We start from the raw sequence: 14,583 nt of genomic DNA on the forward strand, positions 1-14,583 counted from the left end.
TTAACTTGGCCCCTTATACTGCTTTGAATGAGTATCCACTAAATTCCAAACCGGATCCGTCAGCGTTTTTTTGGGGTAATCCTTGTATTGATTGGCATAGGCTTGAACGGGATCGCCCCAAAAGAATTGCTCATAAAGCACCCGTCGCACTGCCGGCGGGCTGCCGACCAAGTCCCACGCCAGCTTGATCAGTTTCGTCCGTTCTATGGCGCTGCGATCCGTGCCTTGATAATACTGGCGCAGTAAATGACCGATAGGCCCGTCAAAATCCGCCAGCTTTGCGGGACTCTGTAAAAGCGCGTCACCGCCGATTTGCCGCAGGATTTCGATCGCGCGAGGGTAAAAACGGGTACCCAGATTGCGAGCCATCTGCAGAGGCAGTTCTTCGGGCAGCCAAATATTGTCGTTGCCCGGAGAGGAGCGATGCTCTGCGGCGATAAGCAGGCCTTTAATGGTTTCCACCTGAATAATAAGCTCGCCCATGATTTCCTGAACGTGCAAAAAAGCTTTTCTATCGCTCGCGGATGTAAGAGCGTGGCCCACGGCAGCGATAAATTCGAGATTGCTGAGCAGCCGGACAACGGTTTGATGCTGTCCTAAAGCTGCGGCTGCGGGGTCGCGTTGAATTTTCAGCAAAGCCTCCGGATTATTCTTTATGAACACGCGCTCCCAAGGGACCAGCACATCGTCAAAAATAATAACGGTGTCCATATCCTCAAACCGGGCACTCACGGGATGATCATCCGGTTCATCAGCCGCGAAGGATTCCCGGCAAACGATATTCACCCCGGGTGTATTGGCTGCAACGGCAAACATATAACCATGCCGCTTGTCTTCCCGGGAGCGCGGGTCATAAAACGAAACCAGGATTTCATCGACATAAGGAGCGTTCGCCGCTGCCATTCTTGCTCCGCTGACGATGATGCCATCCTCCGTCTCGCGAACGATTCGCAAACCCGGACCGGAAGCTTCATCGAACCTGGACGGGGGTTGCGAATCGTTCCTTAGCGGATCGTGCGCAGCTCCGGTACACAATAGATCATTCTCTTTGATAAACTTGTAATACGACTCGATTTTATTCGCATAGGCATGGCCGATGCCGGAATAATGACGATTGGCGTAATGCCCGGTAAGCAAGGATCGGGCATACTGTGAAAGTCCGTCCATCATACCGAAGGTCGCATCCGCATAAAACTTGAGGGCGCTGTGCCGGCGGAGCAGATCTTCTTTCGATCTCGGCACCAGAAAGGCTATATTGGCACGGGATTTGTCCCCGCGATAAGTCAATTGATCGCGCGTATCGGGTTCATTCTGCTTATCCAGCAGTAAGGCGATGTTATGCACGGTTGCCGCGAATGCAGGATGATGCGCCACATTGCCGACCGCCTGGTTTCCCAGCCATACCTTGCGGCCGTCATTTATACGTTCCATATACTGTTTGCCCAAGCTCATGGTTCATTTCTCCTTTCTTCCGTAATGGTCCAAAACCGCTCCAGCCGTTTCTCCAAAGCGGTTTTATCGGATGCAAGGTATTGTAAGGCATACATTCGCGAAGCTTCCCCGGCATACAATCTTTCGTACAGTTCGTGGCGGGAGCCGAGCGGGCTGCCCACAATATCCCACGCTACTTTGAAGAGCTTTATTTTTTGGGATGCGGAAACGGTGGCTCCCCGATAATAGGTTTCCAAATATGCTCTAATCTCCCCGCTGTTTTCAACCGTTGTCGAAGGGGTTTGCGTATAGCCTCCGGCTCCGATTTGCTGCAATATTTCAATCGCTCTCGGATAGTATCTCATCCCAAGGTTTCGCGCGGTTTGCAATGGAATGGGAGAGGGGGTCAGCATGCCGAATTGATCTTTTTGCGTTACAATTTCCGATGCGTGCAGCAGCCCCTTGATGCTTTCGACCTGGACAATTAATTCTCCCAATTTTTCCTGCACGTTCAAAAAGGAATCTACGCCGATCGATTCGGCCAAAGCGATGCCGAGACCGGTAATAAACTCCAGTTTGGACACCAGGCGGACGACGGTTTGATGGAAGGTCAGCGCGTTGCTTTTCAGCGTATTATAGAACTTCCAAACGGCCTCCGGATTGCCGTGCAGCAAAACCCTGTCCCATGGAATGAATACATTATCGAAAACGATGACGGCGTCCATTTCGTCGAATTGGGCGCTTAGGGGGTGTTCATCTATGTCGGTTGATGCGTACGATTCCCGGCATATGATATGAATGCCCTGAGCATTTAACGGGACGATCAGCGCATGAGCATATTCAGGATGCGTATCCTTTACCCGATAGTTCGGGGCAATGATCAAATCGTGGGCGTAAGGCGCGCCAGTGGCAACGGTTTTTGCGCCCTTAATATAGATGCCTTCACTGGTCTCGCGCACAATTCTGAGATGAGCGTCAGGATCGCTTGTCCCTGCGGCATCCTTCGAACGGTCGATTTGCGGATTGCCGAACGCTTGAATCACGAAGCGATCCTCATCTCTTGCTATCTCGTAAAACCGGCGAATTTTCTCCGGATACCGCTCGTCGTACTGGCGAAACATCTCGCTTGTGGCATGCCAGCTGGTAATCAGAGTGCGTCCGAATTCAGACAATCTGCTCATCACGCCAAAGGTGGCATCCGCCCATATCTTGAAAGCTTCTTTTCGCTGCTTTAAATGCTCCGGCGCCGTTGGAATCAGGAAGGCATTATGCACATATTCGCCGGTCTTGGGACTGCGAAATCCGATTTTCTCCCGCATACCGGGTTCGTCGAGCATATTAAACAGCTTTTCAAGCGTCCGTAACGTTCCGGTAAATGCGGGATGAGTCGTTATATCTTCAATTTTCTCACCATTCAGCCAAACGCTCCGCCCATCTTTTAAACTTTGAATGAAATGCTTTCCCCTGGTTGTCGTCATTCTCTTGGCCTCCATCTTCCTTCATTGCCAATGGACATAAAAAAAGACACCCTTGTCAATGATGGTCAATGACAGAGTGTCTCCGGCGGTCCGGTAGAACAGTATTCCAATATATTTACTAGGCATTCTATCATTTCATTTTTCATTCTGTCAATAGTAAATAGATTGTTGATCGGCCGGCCTATCCTGCATGTATTAGTAAACTGCCGGAATGAGATTTATTCATTTTGGTTTTATCTAAAAAGTAGGTTGTAAAAATAAACAAAGTATACTAAAATAACCTTACACGAATACCAACTATATTAATTGGAATTATAGGCAATGGTTAGGCAAGGAGGTGAAACCAAAATTGGGAGCCGGGGTTTTGGTAGAGGTATCCGAGGTGAGTAAAGCATATAAGGCCGCAGGTAAAAACGAACAAATATTGAGCGGCATCTCGCTTCAGGTTAAAGAAGGGGAAATCATCTCTATTCTTGGCCAAAGCGGCTGCGGGAAAAGCACGCTTCTCAATCTGATAGCCGGTTTTGACACGCCCGATAGAGGAACGATCTATACCGCGGGTATCGAAGTGAAAGAACCTGCTAAGCGTTGTGTGATGCTTTTTCAAAATTATGGTTTATTGCCGTGGCGGTCGGTTTTGAAGAATGTCGAGCTGGGATTGCTGGATTTAACGGAAGCCGAAAGAAGGAGCAGAGCGCTTGCTTATCTTAAGCTCGTAGGGTTGGAGGACCGGGCCGATCACTTCCCGCATCAATTGTCGGGGGGGATGCAGCAAAGAGCTGCATTGGCGCGCGCATTGGCGATCCGGCCGCAAATTATTTTAATGGACGAGCCCTTCGCAGCGTTGGATACCTTTACCAGATATTACTTGCAAAATGAGCTTTTGAATATTCATGCCAATGAAAAAACGACCATCCTTTTAGTCACTCACGACATTGATGAAGCGGTATTTTTGTCGGACCGGATATTGATTATGAGTGCCGGCCCCGGACAAATTCGCAAGGAAATACCCATTCATTCCAGCCGGCCGAGGGATAGGGGGCATTCGGATTTTCAGCACTACCGGAAGTTGATTTTGGACGAATTCCGATTGACGGGCCCGCAGGCGAATGAAGAATATAGTATTTAAAACAGGAGGCATATTCATGAACATCCGCAATAAAGCCGTCATTTTAATTTTACTTGTGGTCATGCTCATCCATCTTGCAGCTTGCGGGAAAACGGAGGGGGATTCCGGCCATTCGTCCGCAGATTCGGATCTGAAGACGATTAAAATCGGATATTTGCCTATCACCCATGCGGCTCCCCTGTACATTGAAGAGGAACTCGGCAAACAACATTTCAAGCATTTTAAATTGGAGCTGGTGAAATTCGGGTCCTGGCCTGATTTGATGGATGCTTTGAATACGGGCAGAATCGACGGCGCTTCCGTATTGGTTGAACTGGCCATGAAAGCGAAGGAGCAGGGCATTGACTTGAAGGCCGTTGCGTTGGGGCATAAAGACGGCAATGTGATTGTGGCCTCCAACGATATCCATCAAGTGGCCGACCTCAAAGGGAAGAAGTTTGCGATTCCCCACAAATTCTCGACACATCATGTTTTGCTCTATGAAATGCTGAAAAAAGCCGGTCTCCAGTACAGTGATGTCGATGTCGTTGAATTGGCCCCGGCGGAAATGCCGGCTGCGCTGGCGGAAGGCAGAATTTCCGGTTACGTTGTCGCCGAACCGTTCGGCGCGAAGTCGGTCGTGATCAAAAAAGGCAAGGCTTTATTCCAATCTGAAGAAATCTGGAAAGATTCCGTGGACTGCGCTCTGGTGATGCGGGGCGAAATTCTTAATAACCACAAAGAAGCGTCGCGGGAATTTATCACCGAATATTTGAAAGCGGGGGAGAAAGCGGAGCTTAAGGATGAAGAGGCCAAACAGATTTTGCGCAAATACATGAATATAGAAAAAGACGTATTAGATTTGTCTCTGCAGTGGATTTCCTACGGGGATCTAAAACTTACGGAGGAAGCCTATGAACAGTTAAGACAATACATGATCGAAATGGGCCTATCCAATAACCCGCCATCCTTTCAAGATTTCGTAGATAATTCATTCATCGACCAGGTGAAGGGATAGTATGAAAAGCTTCAGGACTCTTACAAACGTTTTGGTCAGCATGGTCCTTCTTATCGTGATATGGCAGGCTATCGTTCTAATTGGAGGCTATAACGACTCCCTGCTGCCTGCTCCTTTATCCGTAGGAAAAGCGGTGTTGAAGCTGCTTTTGGATGGAACGTTATGGACCCATTTGCAAGTGAGCTTGCTCCGATTCGCGGCGGGTTATTTTTCCGCCTCCATTACGGCCATCGTGCTGGGGCTTCTGCTGGGCAGGCTGCCTGTTCTGTGGGGGTTTGTCGACCCTATCGTGCAAGTGATCAGACCGGTTTCCCCGATCGCATGGTCTCCGTTTATCGTGCTTTGGTTTGGGATCGGGAACGCACCGGCTATTGTTATCATCTTCCTGGCGGCTTTTTTCCCGGTACTGCTTTCTACGGTGACAGCCGTAAGGAAAATGGATGTGACGTATTTGAAAGTGGCTCAAAATTTGGAGATCGGCCGGTACCATCTGTTCAGTAAAATTATATTGCCCGCTATTTTTCCGTTTATCGCCAATGGCCTGCATATCGCAGTAGGCACATCGTGGATATTTCTGGTATCAGGAGAGATGGTCGGGGCCCAGTCCGGCTTGGGTTTCATGATTGTGGACGCCAGAAATCAGCTGCGGCTGGACTTCGTATTAGCGGGAATTATTTTTATAGGTCTTTGCGGCCTTCTCCTGGATCGAATCATTCGTTTGCTGGAAAGGTGGATGGACAAGCAATGGGGGATCATCAGAGAATCCTGATGCGCTAAATTTCCACCACATCGATATCTTCCACGTTCTTTTGACAATGAGGACAGTAATAGGCCGGTTCGATTTCATGGCTGCAGGCTCGATGGACCAACTTTTTGTAGCATTTCACAAGGTGCTGCCGGCCCCAAAGGATCAACGAATTAAATACGTGCTCCAAGTCCTTTCCGCTATCGGTTAGCGTGTACTTGTACCGGGGCGGGTGATCCGAATAAAGGCTGGAGACGATAAGCCCGGTATCCTCCAGATATTTCAACCGCTCGGACAACATTTTCGAGGAAATGCCGGACAGCGACTTCTTGATTTCGTTAAATGTCGTTCGTCCCACCAAGATGTCATGAATGATCAGAAGAGTCCAGCGGTCGCCGATGATATTCAGGGTTTGCGCAATATTGCACGGTAAATCGTAGCGTTCTTTCATGGTTCAATTCCTCCGGAAGACGTTTTTTCAACGGTTTTCACTAGGTTAATAAAGGATACTAAGTTAATATTATAATCTATATCATCAGGTATTGGAATGCCTCTTGGGTATGGATTCCTATGCAAAATCACAGATTGAGGAGAGAAGATGGATATGGCATTGTATTTGGTAGAATCGGTATTGAATGGAACGGTCAAAGATCAGGAGCAATTTGAGCAAACGATTACGGGTATTCAGCAGCACTTGGATCCAAAAAACATTGGGCTTATTGAAGTTCAGGTCTCCCGGGACTTTTCCAGAGCCTTTCTCATTTTTGAAAGCGGGAGCCGGCAAGAAGTGAACGAAGGATTGCGCGAGCTCGGATTCCCCGTTACGTTAATCAAGCCCGTTCGCCTGGTAGGGCAGGAAGTGGAGAGCGTTAAGCGGAAATCGGATGCCATCAATTATTTGGTCGAGTGGAATCTTCCCGAAGGAATCACGATGGATCAGTATTTGGAGCGTAAGAAAAACAACTCGGTTCATTATGCGGAAGTGCCGGAAGTATCTTTTTCCAGAACTTATGTTTGCGAGGATATGACCAAATGCCTCTGCTTCTATGATGCTCCGGATGAAGACGCCGTAAAGAGGGCAAGAGAGGCCGTGAAAGCTCCTGTTGACAGTATTACGGAAATTCTGCCCAAAGCCAAAGATTAGAACATGCCTGGAAGGAAGTTGACTCGAATGGGGACGACGGAAAGGAAACATGTTATTGAAAGCTGCATCCAAGAGAAACTAAAGCCGGTCGTAAGAAAGATCGATTCGGAGGCTTTCTACCCGCTGGAATTTATTAAGGCATTGGGCAACGCGGGCGTATTTCAATCACGCCTTCCGCAGTCCGAAACCTTATTGCGGGATACCGGTCTCATAGAGGCAACGTCAAAAACTTGCATGACAACCGGGTTTAATCTATGGTGCCACCTGGCGGCTGCCACTTATTTACGCCGAAGCGGCAACCCGTATCTCAGGGAAAGCGTACTTCCCCTGCTTGAGGATGGCCGTTTGCGCGGGGGAACCGGGTTGTCGAATCCGATGAAATATTACGCGGGTCTCGAAAAATTGCATTTGAAAGCAAGGCGGGTGCCGGGAGGATATTCGGTTTCGGGGCAATTGCCGATGGTATCGAACCTGGGGACGGACCATTGGTTCGCAATCATCGCCTCCGTGGGGGAAAGTCAGCGGATTATGGCGTTTGTGCCCTGCCAAAACGAGAATCTGGCGATGAAAGAGAAAATCGGTTATTTGGCCCTGAATGGGAGCGCCACCTATTCCTGCTCCTTCCATGATGTATTCATTCCTGACGAATGGATAATATCCGAACAGGCGGACGACTATGTAAGCCAAATTCGGCCTGTCTTTGTGCTCTACCAAATTCCGTTAGGATTCGGAGTCACGGCCGCGGCGGCGGAATCTATAGAAAAAGCGGCGGACAGACAGGGGGGCTGCAACCGGTATTTGCCCATTCAATCGATAGAAATCAGGGATGAGCTGAATCGATTGAAGGAGCGATTGCACCGCATCTGCACATCCCCGAATGTAGCGGAACAATGGAAGCTATTATTGCAATTACGATTAGAGGTGGTCTCCTTGACCTTGAGAGCCGTTCAGGCCGACATGCTGCATCAAGGAGGATCGGCGTACTTACAGGCCAGCGACCCCTCCAGAAGACTGCGTGAGGCTTACTTTTTGGCGAATTTGACTCCCACGGTGAGGCATCTGGAGAAATTGCTGCAACAAATGTGAAAGGCGAGGCTCGGGATCCAAGGAAGGCGGCTGAAGTCTTGGGAGCCTCCTGGCAGGATGAGGTTTAGATGCGTGTGTCCAGCGGCATGCGCATGTAAACCTCTGTTTTTTTGTCCAAGGTCCAATTGCCGTGTACGACGGAAACTTTAGGACAGCCCACATGCAGTGAGGTATAATAATAATTGAATACCGCAGCGTCATGTTTCATGCGGTTCGAACCCGGGCTTTGGGCTTCGCATCGAGCCGCATAGTTCCGCATAGTAAAAAGGAGTGTATAGGGAAATGGATAAAGTCATGTTTATTGAAATCGGTATGGGGATTGATCTGCATGGGCAAAACGTGACCAAGGCAGCCGTCAGGGCCGTTCAAAATGCCATCCATCATAACTCCATGCCCGGTCTTCGGTCTGTGCTTCCGGATCACGACATCCACAACATGAAGGTAAATGTAAGACTGGCTGTTCCTGCGGACAAGGAGAAGCTGAACCTGGATGTCGTTAGAGCAGAACTGCCTTACGGCGAGGTAACCTTCGAAGTGACCGATGGAGGCATGCTTACATCCAGCGGTGTTGTTCTTGCAGATAAAGAAGATAAAAACGACCTTGTCTATGTGGTTATCGCCTCTGTTGAAGTTGGTTATTAATGATTCTGATAGGGCCTGCCTTCGGACCTGCCGCCGCAGGTCTTTCATTTGCATGATCATAAGCCGGGCGAAGATAAAGATAGACAGGTTCAACGATCGTCCAATCCGGCGCGGCAGTCTGGAACTTCATGATCATGTTCCGGAGTGCCATTTTTTTCTGCGCATATCGCAACCGGTTGTCCGTTGGGAAAAGGATGCCTCTGTGGTATAGTGGAAGAAACAAAAGCGGAAACGGAGCGAACACAGCATGATGCAGGATGTGAATAAGCCGCAGCAGCGAAAGCGTAAGCCAAACAGCGCGCCGGACAAGCGTTACACTACGGCAGCCCCAACGGTGGAGACTAAACCTGCCCAACGAAGTAAACCGCAAGCGGCCCATCGGCCGGGAAACAAGGGGCAAAAGCCGTCCGGTTCATTTGGAGGACCCTCCTCGGCGGAGGATGTGCGAGTGGGGGACCGGATTATTGTCACGATCAAACGGATTGGAATCAACGGTGAAGGTGTCGGTTATTACAGACGCAAGGCCGTATTTGTCAAGGGAGCTCTGCCCGATGAAGTCGTCAAGGCGAAAATTACCAAGGTGGAGCCCGGTTATCTGAACGCGGACATTATCGAACTGGAGAAACGGTCCCCCGACCGCCGGAAGCCGCCCTGTCCCGTTTATGAAGCCTGCGGAGGCTGCCAGCTGCAGCATATGACCTATGAGGCGCAGCTGAGGGCGAAAGAAGAACTGGTGCGGGAATCGTTCCAGCGCTATGCCGGTCTTCACGAGCTGCCGATGCGGCCGATTCTGGGGATGAGCGACCCGTGGGGCTACCGCAACAAAGCCCAATTGCAGACAGGGCGTGAAGGTGAAAAGATGATTACGGGTCTTTATGCGGCAGGATCGCACCGCTTGGTCGATATCAGCGGGTGTGCTGTACACCACCCTTTAGTTAATCAAGTCATCGATCAGGTGAAGGCGATCTTATCGGAGCTTCAGATCCCTATCTATGATGAGCGTACTCGCGAGGGGGCGGTCCGAACCGTTGTCGCCCGGGTCGGTCAAGCCTCCGGGAATGTACAGCTGACGCTGATTACCGCCACCGACCGCCTGCCGGATTCCAGGCGGCTTGTGCAGCGCATCCGCGAGACGCTGCCCATGGTCACCACGATTGCCCAGAATATCCATAAGGGCAAGTCGCCGCTAGTATTCGGGGAGAAGACCGTCGTGCTTTGGGGACAGGAACGGCTCGAGGAAACGCTCGGCGACGTCCGCTTCTCTTTATCCCCGCGCGCGTTCTTCCAACTCAACCCGGAGCAGACGGTGAAGCTGTATAACGCCGTGCAGGAGGCGGCCTCGCTCAGCGGTTCGGAGCTGGTCGTCGATGCCTACTGCGGTACAGGCACGATCGGCCTGTGGCTGGCCCCCTATGCCCGGGAGGTTCGGGGCATCGAGATTATCCCCGAGGCGGTGCAGGACGCACGGGACAATGCGCGCGCGAGCGGTATCGAGAACGCGCGCTTCTTCGAGGGCCGCGCCGAGCAGCTGCTGCCCGAGTGGGTCAAGCGCGGCATCAGACCCGACGTCGTCGTCGTCGACCCGCCGCGCACCGGCTGCGAGCGCCCGCTGCTGCAAGCCCTTTTGCAAGCCCGGCCGGCGCGGCTGGTGTACGTATCGTGCAACCCTGCCACCTTGGCCAAGGATTGCCAGGTGCTGCTCAGCGGCGGCTACCGCCTTGAGTGGGTGCAGCCGGTGGATATGTTCCCGCATACCGCACATGTGGAGTGCGTAATAGGAATATGTCGAGACGATACGTAGAAGTACTGAATTATCAGTATTCTGCAAAGTATGCTTCGTTTACGACTAATGGAAAGGACTACAGGAATAAGGTGTTAAACGATAAAATCGAGGTTTCTATTGTTATCGACTTGGAATGGATAGATACACCTAGTGATTTTTAATTGAAAACAAGAATATCCAAGAGAGCGTCCTTATCGGGCGTTCTCTTTTTATATAGATATTTCTTCAAAGAGCCAGTTGTCCTGAATCTCTCAGGCAGCCGGCTTTTTGCATGAAAGGAGGAACAGCGAATGACGAAGGTGATTGCTCTTGCCAATCAGAAAGGCGGTGTCGGCAAAACGACTACGGCTGTTAATTTGGGTATTGGCTTGGCGACTGAAGGTAAAAAGGTTCTTCTAGTGGATGCGGATGCACAAGGCTATTTGACAGATGCGTTGGGTTACCGCGAACCGGATAATTTGTCAATTTCTTTGGCTACACTGCTCGTTAAAAATATGTTGGAAGAATCGTATCCGCCCCAAAAAGGCATTTTGCACCATCCCGAAGGGATTGACCTAATGCCCGGTAACATCGAATTGTCTGCTGTTGAAGTCTCGCTTGTCAATACAATGAGCAGGGAAACGATCTTGCGCTCCTATATAGACAAGGTGAAAAAGGACTATGATTATGTCCTTATTGACTGTATGCCCAGCTTGGGCATGTTGACCATCAATGCACTGGCGGCCGCTGATAGCGTCATCATTCCGGTTCAGGCGCATTATTTACCGGCGAAAGGAATGACGCAGCTTTTGCAAACCGTTTCCCGTGTCCGACGCCAAATCAACCCGAAGTTGCTGGTAGATGGCGTGCTGCTGACGATGGTGGACAACCGGACCAACTTTGCCAAGGAAATTTCCTTTGTTCTTCGGCGTGATTATGGAGACAAGCTGCGTGTGTTTCAAACGGAAATTCCGCTTTCCATCCGTGCGGCGGAAACGAGCGCCAAGGGGAAGAGCATTTATAAGCATGATCCGAACGGACAAGTAGCCGAAGCGTATGCGGCATTTACAAAGGAGGTGAAGGGTATTGGCAAAGAAAGACGACAGACGCGCCAGCATCAAGCTGACCACAGTCGATGATTTGTTTTCGACCGATGAGAGCCGCGCCGATGCACAGCGGGAAAAAGTGATGGACATCCCGTTGTCAGAGATCAGCGATTTCCCCGATCATCCATTCAAAGTAAAAGCGGATGAAGCGATGCTGGAAATGGCAGATAGTGTGAAGCAATACGGCGTATTGGTTCCTGGATTAGTACGTCCGAAGACAGAGGGCGGTTATGAGATGGTCGCCGGACATCGGCGGAAAAAGGCGAGCGAGCTGGCGGGTATGGAAACGATGCCTTGCATCGTCCGCGAACTGGACGACGATCAAGCGACCATTATTATGGTGGACAGCAACCTGCAAAGGGAGCATATAGCGCCTAGCGAGAAGGCGTTTGCTTATAAGATGAAGCTGGAGGCGATGAATCGTCAGGGGCAACGTACTGACTTAACTTGTTCCCAATTTGGGAACAAGTTTGAAGGAAAGAAATCAAGCGAGATATTAGCAGAACAAATGGGAGAAAGCAAAAATCAAATATTTAGATACATTCGCTTGACTCATTTGATCCCTTCCATTCTTGAAATGGTAGATGAAAAACGGATCGCGTTTAATCCGGCTGTCGAGTTGTCTTACTTGGCCGAAAAAGAGCAGCAAGACCTTTATGAAACGATGCAGTCCGAAGACTGTACGCCTTCTTTGTCACAAGCGCTGCGTATGAAGAAACTGAGTCAGGGCGGACGGCTCAATATGGATGTTATCTTCTCGATTTTGACGGAGGAAAAGCCCAATCAGAGGGGAAAAATGCACATTCAGCGGGAGCGCATTGATCACTTTTTTCCTAAGAATTTTACTGAAAAACAAAAGGAGGACCTTATTGTCCAATTGCTTGAAAGCTGGCATCGCAAGCGGCAGCGCGAACATGAACGATAATCTTAAGCAACATGCACAAAAATAGCCATTCCTTCCTCTCCATAGCCGGGGAGTTTTTTTGTGCCTACGAGGAGGTGACTGAGATGCTCTTTACGGAAGGGAAATGGCGGAAATACGAACGGTTAATGAAAGAAAGGCCCGGCTTCGACCGCAGAGAACCGGAAGATGAATCGGAACGTTCCAACACAGCTAAAGGGGAACGGAGAAAACGAAGGCGAGACAAGCGGAAAAGCAATAAGAACGAAGGAAGTTGAAATTCATTGGTATAGAAAGGAGTCGTGAGCATGTCTTGGACCTATCGTCATCGCAAGATGTTGGTGATCGCTGCCATTTTGATCGGCATTCTTTTGCTCGTGTCGGCTGCCATTTTTCACTTGATGAGACAAGCTGAACAACAGCAGGAACATCAGGAAGTGATCGCCCATTATGAGAGGCAAATAGAACAGTTAACAGCGATTAAAGAAGAATCGCTGCAAACGGTATGGACCGTGGCTCGAACCATTCCGGCCGGTGACCAGATCGAACCTGAAGACGTCACAGCAATGACCCTGCCGACCGCATTGGTTTCGCCCGAAATGATCGTTAAGGAAGAAGAGGCGGTCGGTAAACATGCCAAAGTTGAACTTCGCCCGGGAATGCCGCTTCTTGCTTCTGTGTTGTATGAGGGCAACCCAATTGCCAAGGATGTGCGGACACAAGAGTTTCAAATCATCCAGCTTCCGTCGCATCTCGGAAAATCACAGTATATCGATGTGAGGATCAACTTCCCGACTGGCGAAGATTTCGTTGTGCTTGCCAAAAAGCAGGTGCTTGATCGCGAGGGAACCGTCATTTGGCTGGAGATGAATGAAACCGACCTGCTGCTCACATCAAGCGCGATCATCGATGCCTATTTGCAAGGCGCAAGATTATACGCAGTGCCCTATATCGAACCGGGACTGCAAGAGGCAGCGACGGCGACTTATCCGGCCAATCCGATGGTGTTGGATTTATTGGAGCAAAACCCGAACCTAGTTGAGCAGGTTTCTACTGAACTGGCTCGTCAGCAACGCGAAAGGTTGGAAAGTAACTTAAATGAAATGAGTGAAGCGGACAAGATGCGGGTGATGTACGGCAATGTCACCGTTCAGCAACAACTCATGAATGAACGGGCCGCAACACAGCAAAGCAATGCCGCTCAGCAAATGCCACAGCCCCCTAGTTTCCCGGAGCAGGATGACCAAGAGTCGGTGCAAGGAGAAGATGAACAGCCGCCTTCTTCCCTTCCGGTCGTGGTAGAAGAAGAATCGCCCGAAGCGACGTTGCCCGATCCACCGCCAGCGTCCGAGCCAGAGTCAGAAACGGACCCGGATTATTCAGAAATCTTCAATCAATAAGGAGGAACCATGAAAAAGATTGTGTTTTTAGGAGCGCCGGATAAAAGCCATGTGCTGTTATTGCTAGGCAAACTCCTGGCCGCAATGGATTACAAGGTGCTGGTGGTGGACTCTACTCTCGCGCAAACGACACAGGGATATTTGCCGCAGGAAGAATTACGCGCTCCGCTCTACGAGTTTGAAGGCATAGACGTGGCCTGTGGTTTTATCTTGTTTTCGCAGTTGGAACGATACTTGTATCAAAAAGCAAATGGCATGGATTACGATGTGATGCTGATGGACACCGACCATACCGAAATGGTCAAAGGGTGGGAGTTACCCCATTACGACAAGCGGATCTGGTGCAGCAATTTCAACCGATTGACCATGCAGCGAAATGTCGAATTGATGCAGCGGTTATGCTTGCATGAAGCACAGAATCAACCGGTATCGTTTTACAAGATGATGCTATCCGTTGTTCCTCTGACTGTCACTGAGGCGTATCTCGATTCCGCCTTTGCTCAGCAGACCATTCGCTGGGAGGAAGCGGTTTTTCGTTTTCCGCTGGATGAGCGTGATGTATCCGCCGAGCTGGAAAACCAGCATCATGGCCGCATCGATGTGAAGGGACTATCGGGAACGTACCGCCGCACGATATGGGAGATGGCACAACAGTTGTTTGATTGGGACGACAAAACCGTTCGCAGGGCATGGAAGCGACTTCGCCAAGAACGCGCTGCCTTCCGTCGCTAATCAAGCTGATCAAAATGATTGAGAAAAGGA

The 14,583-nt window shown here is 50.1% G+C and carries 15 protein-coding genes; 12 read left to right on the top strand and 3 right to left on the bottom strand.

Translation table 11 applies throughout. The features are described from left to right. Complete coding sequence (locus tag NR121_RS14055; protein ID WP_256831346.1) at positions 1-1,452, bottom strand: 4-hydroxyphenylacetate 3-hydroxylase N-terminal domain-containing protein; 1,452 nt, start codon at positions 1,450-1,452, stop codon at positions 1-3. Further along, complete coding sequence (locus NR121_RS14060) at positions 1,449-2,909, bottom strand: 4-hydroxyphenylacetate 3-hydroxylase family protein (RefSeq protein WP_256831347.1); 1,461 nt, start codon at positions 2,907-2,909, stop codon at positions 1,449-1,451. Before NR121_RS14060 ends, NR121_RS14055 begins: the two co-directional genes overlap by 4 nt. A 349-nt stretch (positions 2,910-3,258) precedes the next feature. On the opposite strand from NR121_RS14060, the gene NR121_RS14065 reads away from it, so the two are divergent. The 3 genes from NR121_RS14065 to NR121_RS14075 are packed head-to-tail and all read left to right on the top strand — an operon-like array spanning position 3,259 to position 5,804. Beyond that, positions 3,259-4,038, top strand: a complete 780-nt coding sequence (locus NR121_RS14065; protein WP_074729439.1) for an ABC transporter ATP-binding protein — start codon at positions 3,259-3,261, stop codon at positions 4,036-4,038. A 16-nt stretch (positions 4,039-4,054) separates the two neighbouring features. Then, positions 4,055-5,035: an ABC transporter substrate-binding protein gene (locus NR121_RS14070; RefSeq protein WP_074729436.1), complete on the top strand. Its 981-nt coding sequence runs from the start codon at positions 4,055-4,057 to the stop codon at positions 5,033-5,035. Position 5,036: 1 nt separating this feature from the next. Continuing rightward, positions 5,037-5,804, top strand: a complete 768-nt coding sequence (locus NR121_RS14075; protein WP_062410467.1) for an ABC transporter permease — start codon at positions 5,037-5,039, stop codon at positions 5,802-5,804. A gap of 4 nt (positions 5,805-5,808) precedes the next feature. Here the strand turns inward: NR121_RS14075 and NR121_RS14080 are convergent, their stop codons facing one another. Continuing rightward, positions 5,809-6,231, bottom strand: a complete 423-nt coding sequence (locus NR121_RS14080) for a winged helix-turn-helix transcriptional regulator (protein ID WP_054818644.1) — start codon at positions 6,229-6,231, stop codon at positions 5,809-5,811. A 153-nt stretch (positions 6,232-6,384) separates the two neighbouring features. On the opposite strand from NR121_RS14080, the gene NR121_RS14085 reads away from it, so the two are divergent. The 9 genes from NR121_RS14085 (at position 6,385) to NR121_RS14125 (ending at position 14,553) form a co-directional block, all read left to right on the top strand. Next, positions 6,385-6,924, top strand: coding sequence for a DUF4242 domain-containing protein (locus NR121_RS14085; RefSeq protein WP_074729434.1), 540 nt, complete (start codon positions 6,385-6,387; stop codon positions 6,922-6,924). A 27-nt stretch (positions 6,925-6,951) separates the two neighbouring features. Beyond that, complete coding sequence (locus NR121_RS14090; protein WP_054818645.1) at positions 6,952-8,010, top strand: acyl-CoA dehydrogenase family protein; 1,059 nt, start codon at positions 6,952-6,954, stop codon at positions 8,008-8,010. A gap of 282 nt (positions 8,011-8,292) precedes the next feature. Continuing rightward, positions 8,293-8,652, top strand: coding sequence for a Lin0512 family protein (locus NR121_RS14095; protein WP_054818646.1), 360 nt, complete (start codon positions 8,293-8,295; stop codon positions 8,650-8,652). 247 nt (positions 8,653-8,899) lie between these two features. After that, a complete protein-coding gene (gene rlmD / locus NR121_RS14100; protein WP_256831348.1) occupies positions 8,900-10,453 on the top strand; it encodes a 23S rRNA (uracil(1939)-C(5))-methyltransferase RlmD in 1,554 nt (517 codons plus the stop codon). A 272-nt stretch (positions 10,454-10,725) separates the two neighbouring features. After that, on the top strand, positions 10,726-11,553 hold the full coding sequence (locus tag NR121_RS14105; protein ID WP_256831349.1) for a ParA family protein: 828 nt from the start codon (positions 10,726-10,728) through the stop codon (positions 11,551-11,553). Then, positions 11,501-12,445 (top strand): ParB/RepB/Spo0J family partition protein, encoded by a 945-nt coding sequence (locus NR121_RS14110; RefSeq protein ID WP_256831350.1) that lies wholly within the window; start codon positions 11,501-11,503, stop codon positions 12,443-12,445. The genes NR121_RS14105 and NR121_RS14110 overlap by 53 nt, the downstream gene beginning before the upstream one ends. Before the next feature lie 83 nt (positions 12,446-12,528). Then, a complete protein-coding gene (locus NR121_RS14115) occupies positions 12,529-12,699 on the top strand; it encodes a hypothetical protein (protein WP_213594294.1) in 171 nt (56 codons plus the stop codon). Between the two features lie 30 nt (positions 12,700-12,729). Then, on the top strand, positions 12,730-13,821 hold the full coding sequence (locus NR121_RS14120; RefSeq protein WP_216539271.1) for an SAF domain-containing protein: 1,092 nt from the start codon (positions 12,730-12,732) through the stop codon (positions 13,819-13,821). A gap of 9 nt (positions 13,822-13,830) precedes the next feature. Further along, positions 13,831-14,553, top strand: coding sequence for a hypothetical protein (locus tag NR121_RS14125; protein WP_054819767.1), 723 nt, complete (start codon positions 13,831-13,833; stop codon positions 14,551-14,553). Positions 14,554-14,583 lie beyond the last annotated feature (30 nt).

This window comes from Paenibacillus sp. Pae15 (assembly GCF_024519685.1).
GTDB classification, from domain to species: Bacteria; Bacillota; Bacilli; order Paenibacillales; family NBRC-103111; genus Paenibacillus_G; species Paenibacillus_G naphthalenovorans.

Bases quoted from the DNA above. Each gene is read 5' to 3' on its own strand.
- NR121_RS14115 (WP_213594294.1), top strand. From the start codon at position 12,529: ATGCTCTTTACGGAAGGGAAATGGCGGAAATACGAACGGTTAATGAAA.
- NR121_RS14120 (WP_216539271.1), top strand. From the start codon at position 12,730: ATGTCTTGGACCTATCGTCATCGCAAGATGTTGGTGATCGCTGCCATT.
- NR121_RS14075 (WP_062410467.1), top strand. From the start codon at position 5,037: ATGAAAAGCTTCAGGACTCTTACAAACGTTTTGGTCAGCATGGTCCTT.
- NR121_RS14105 (WP_256831349.1), top strand. From the start codon at position 10,726: ATGACGAAGGTGATTGCTCTTGCCAATCAGAAAGGCGGTGTCGGCAAA.
- NR121_RS14080 (WP_054818644.1), bottom strand. From the start codon at position 6,231: ATGAAAGAACGCTACGATTTACCGTGCAATATTGCGCAAACCCTGAAT.
- NR121_RS14060 (WP_256831347.1), bottom strand. From the start codon at position 2,909: ATGACGACAACCAGGGGAAAGCATTTCATTCAAAGTTTAAAAGATGGG.
- NR121_RS14070 (WP_074729436.1), top strand. From the start codon at position 4,055: ATGAACATCCGCAATAAAGCCGTCATTTTAATTTTACTTGTGGTCATG.
- NR121_RS14085 (WP_074729434.1), top strand. From the start codon at position 6,385: ATGGCATTGTATTTGGTAGAATCGGTATTGAATGGAACGGTCAAAGAT.
- rlmD (WP_256831348.1), top strand. From the start codon at position 8,900: ATGATGCAGGATGTGAATAAGCCGCAGCAGCGAAAGCGTAAGCCAAAC.
- NR121_RS14125 (WP_054819767.1), top strand. From the start codon at position 13,831: ATGAAAAAGATTGTGTTTTTAGGAGCGCCGGATAAAAGCCATGTGCTG.
- NR121_RS14090 (WP_054818645.1), top strand. From the start codon at position 6,952: ATGGGGACGACGGAAAGGAAACATGTTATTGAAAGCTGCATCCAAGAG.
- NR121_RS14095 (WP_054818646.1), top strand. From the start codon at position 8,293: ATGGATAAAGTCATGTTTATTGAAATCGGTATGGGGATTGATCTGCAT.
- NR121_RS14055 (WP_256831346.1), bottom strand. From the start codon at position 1,452: ATGAGCTTGGGCAAACAGTATATGGAACGTATAAATGACGGCCGCAAG.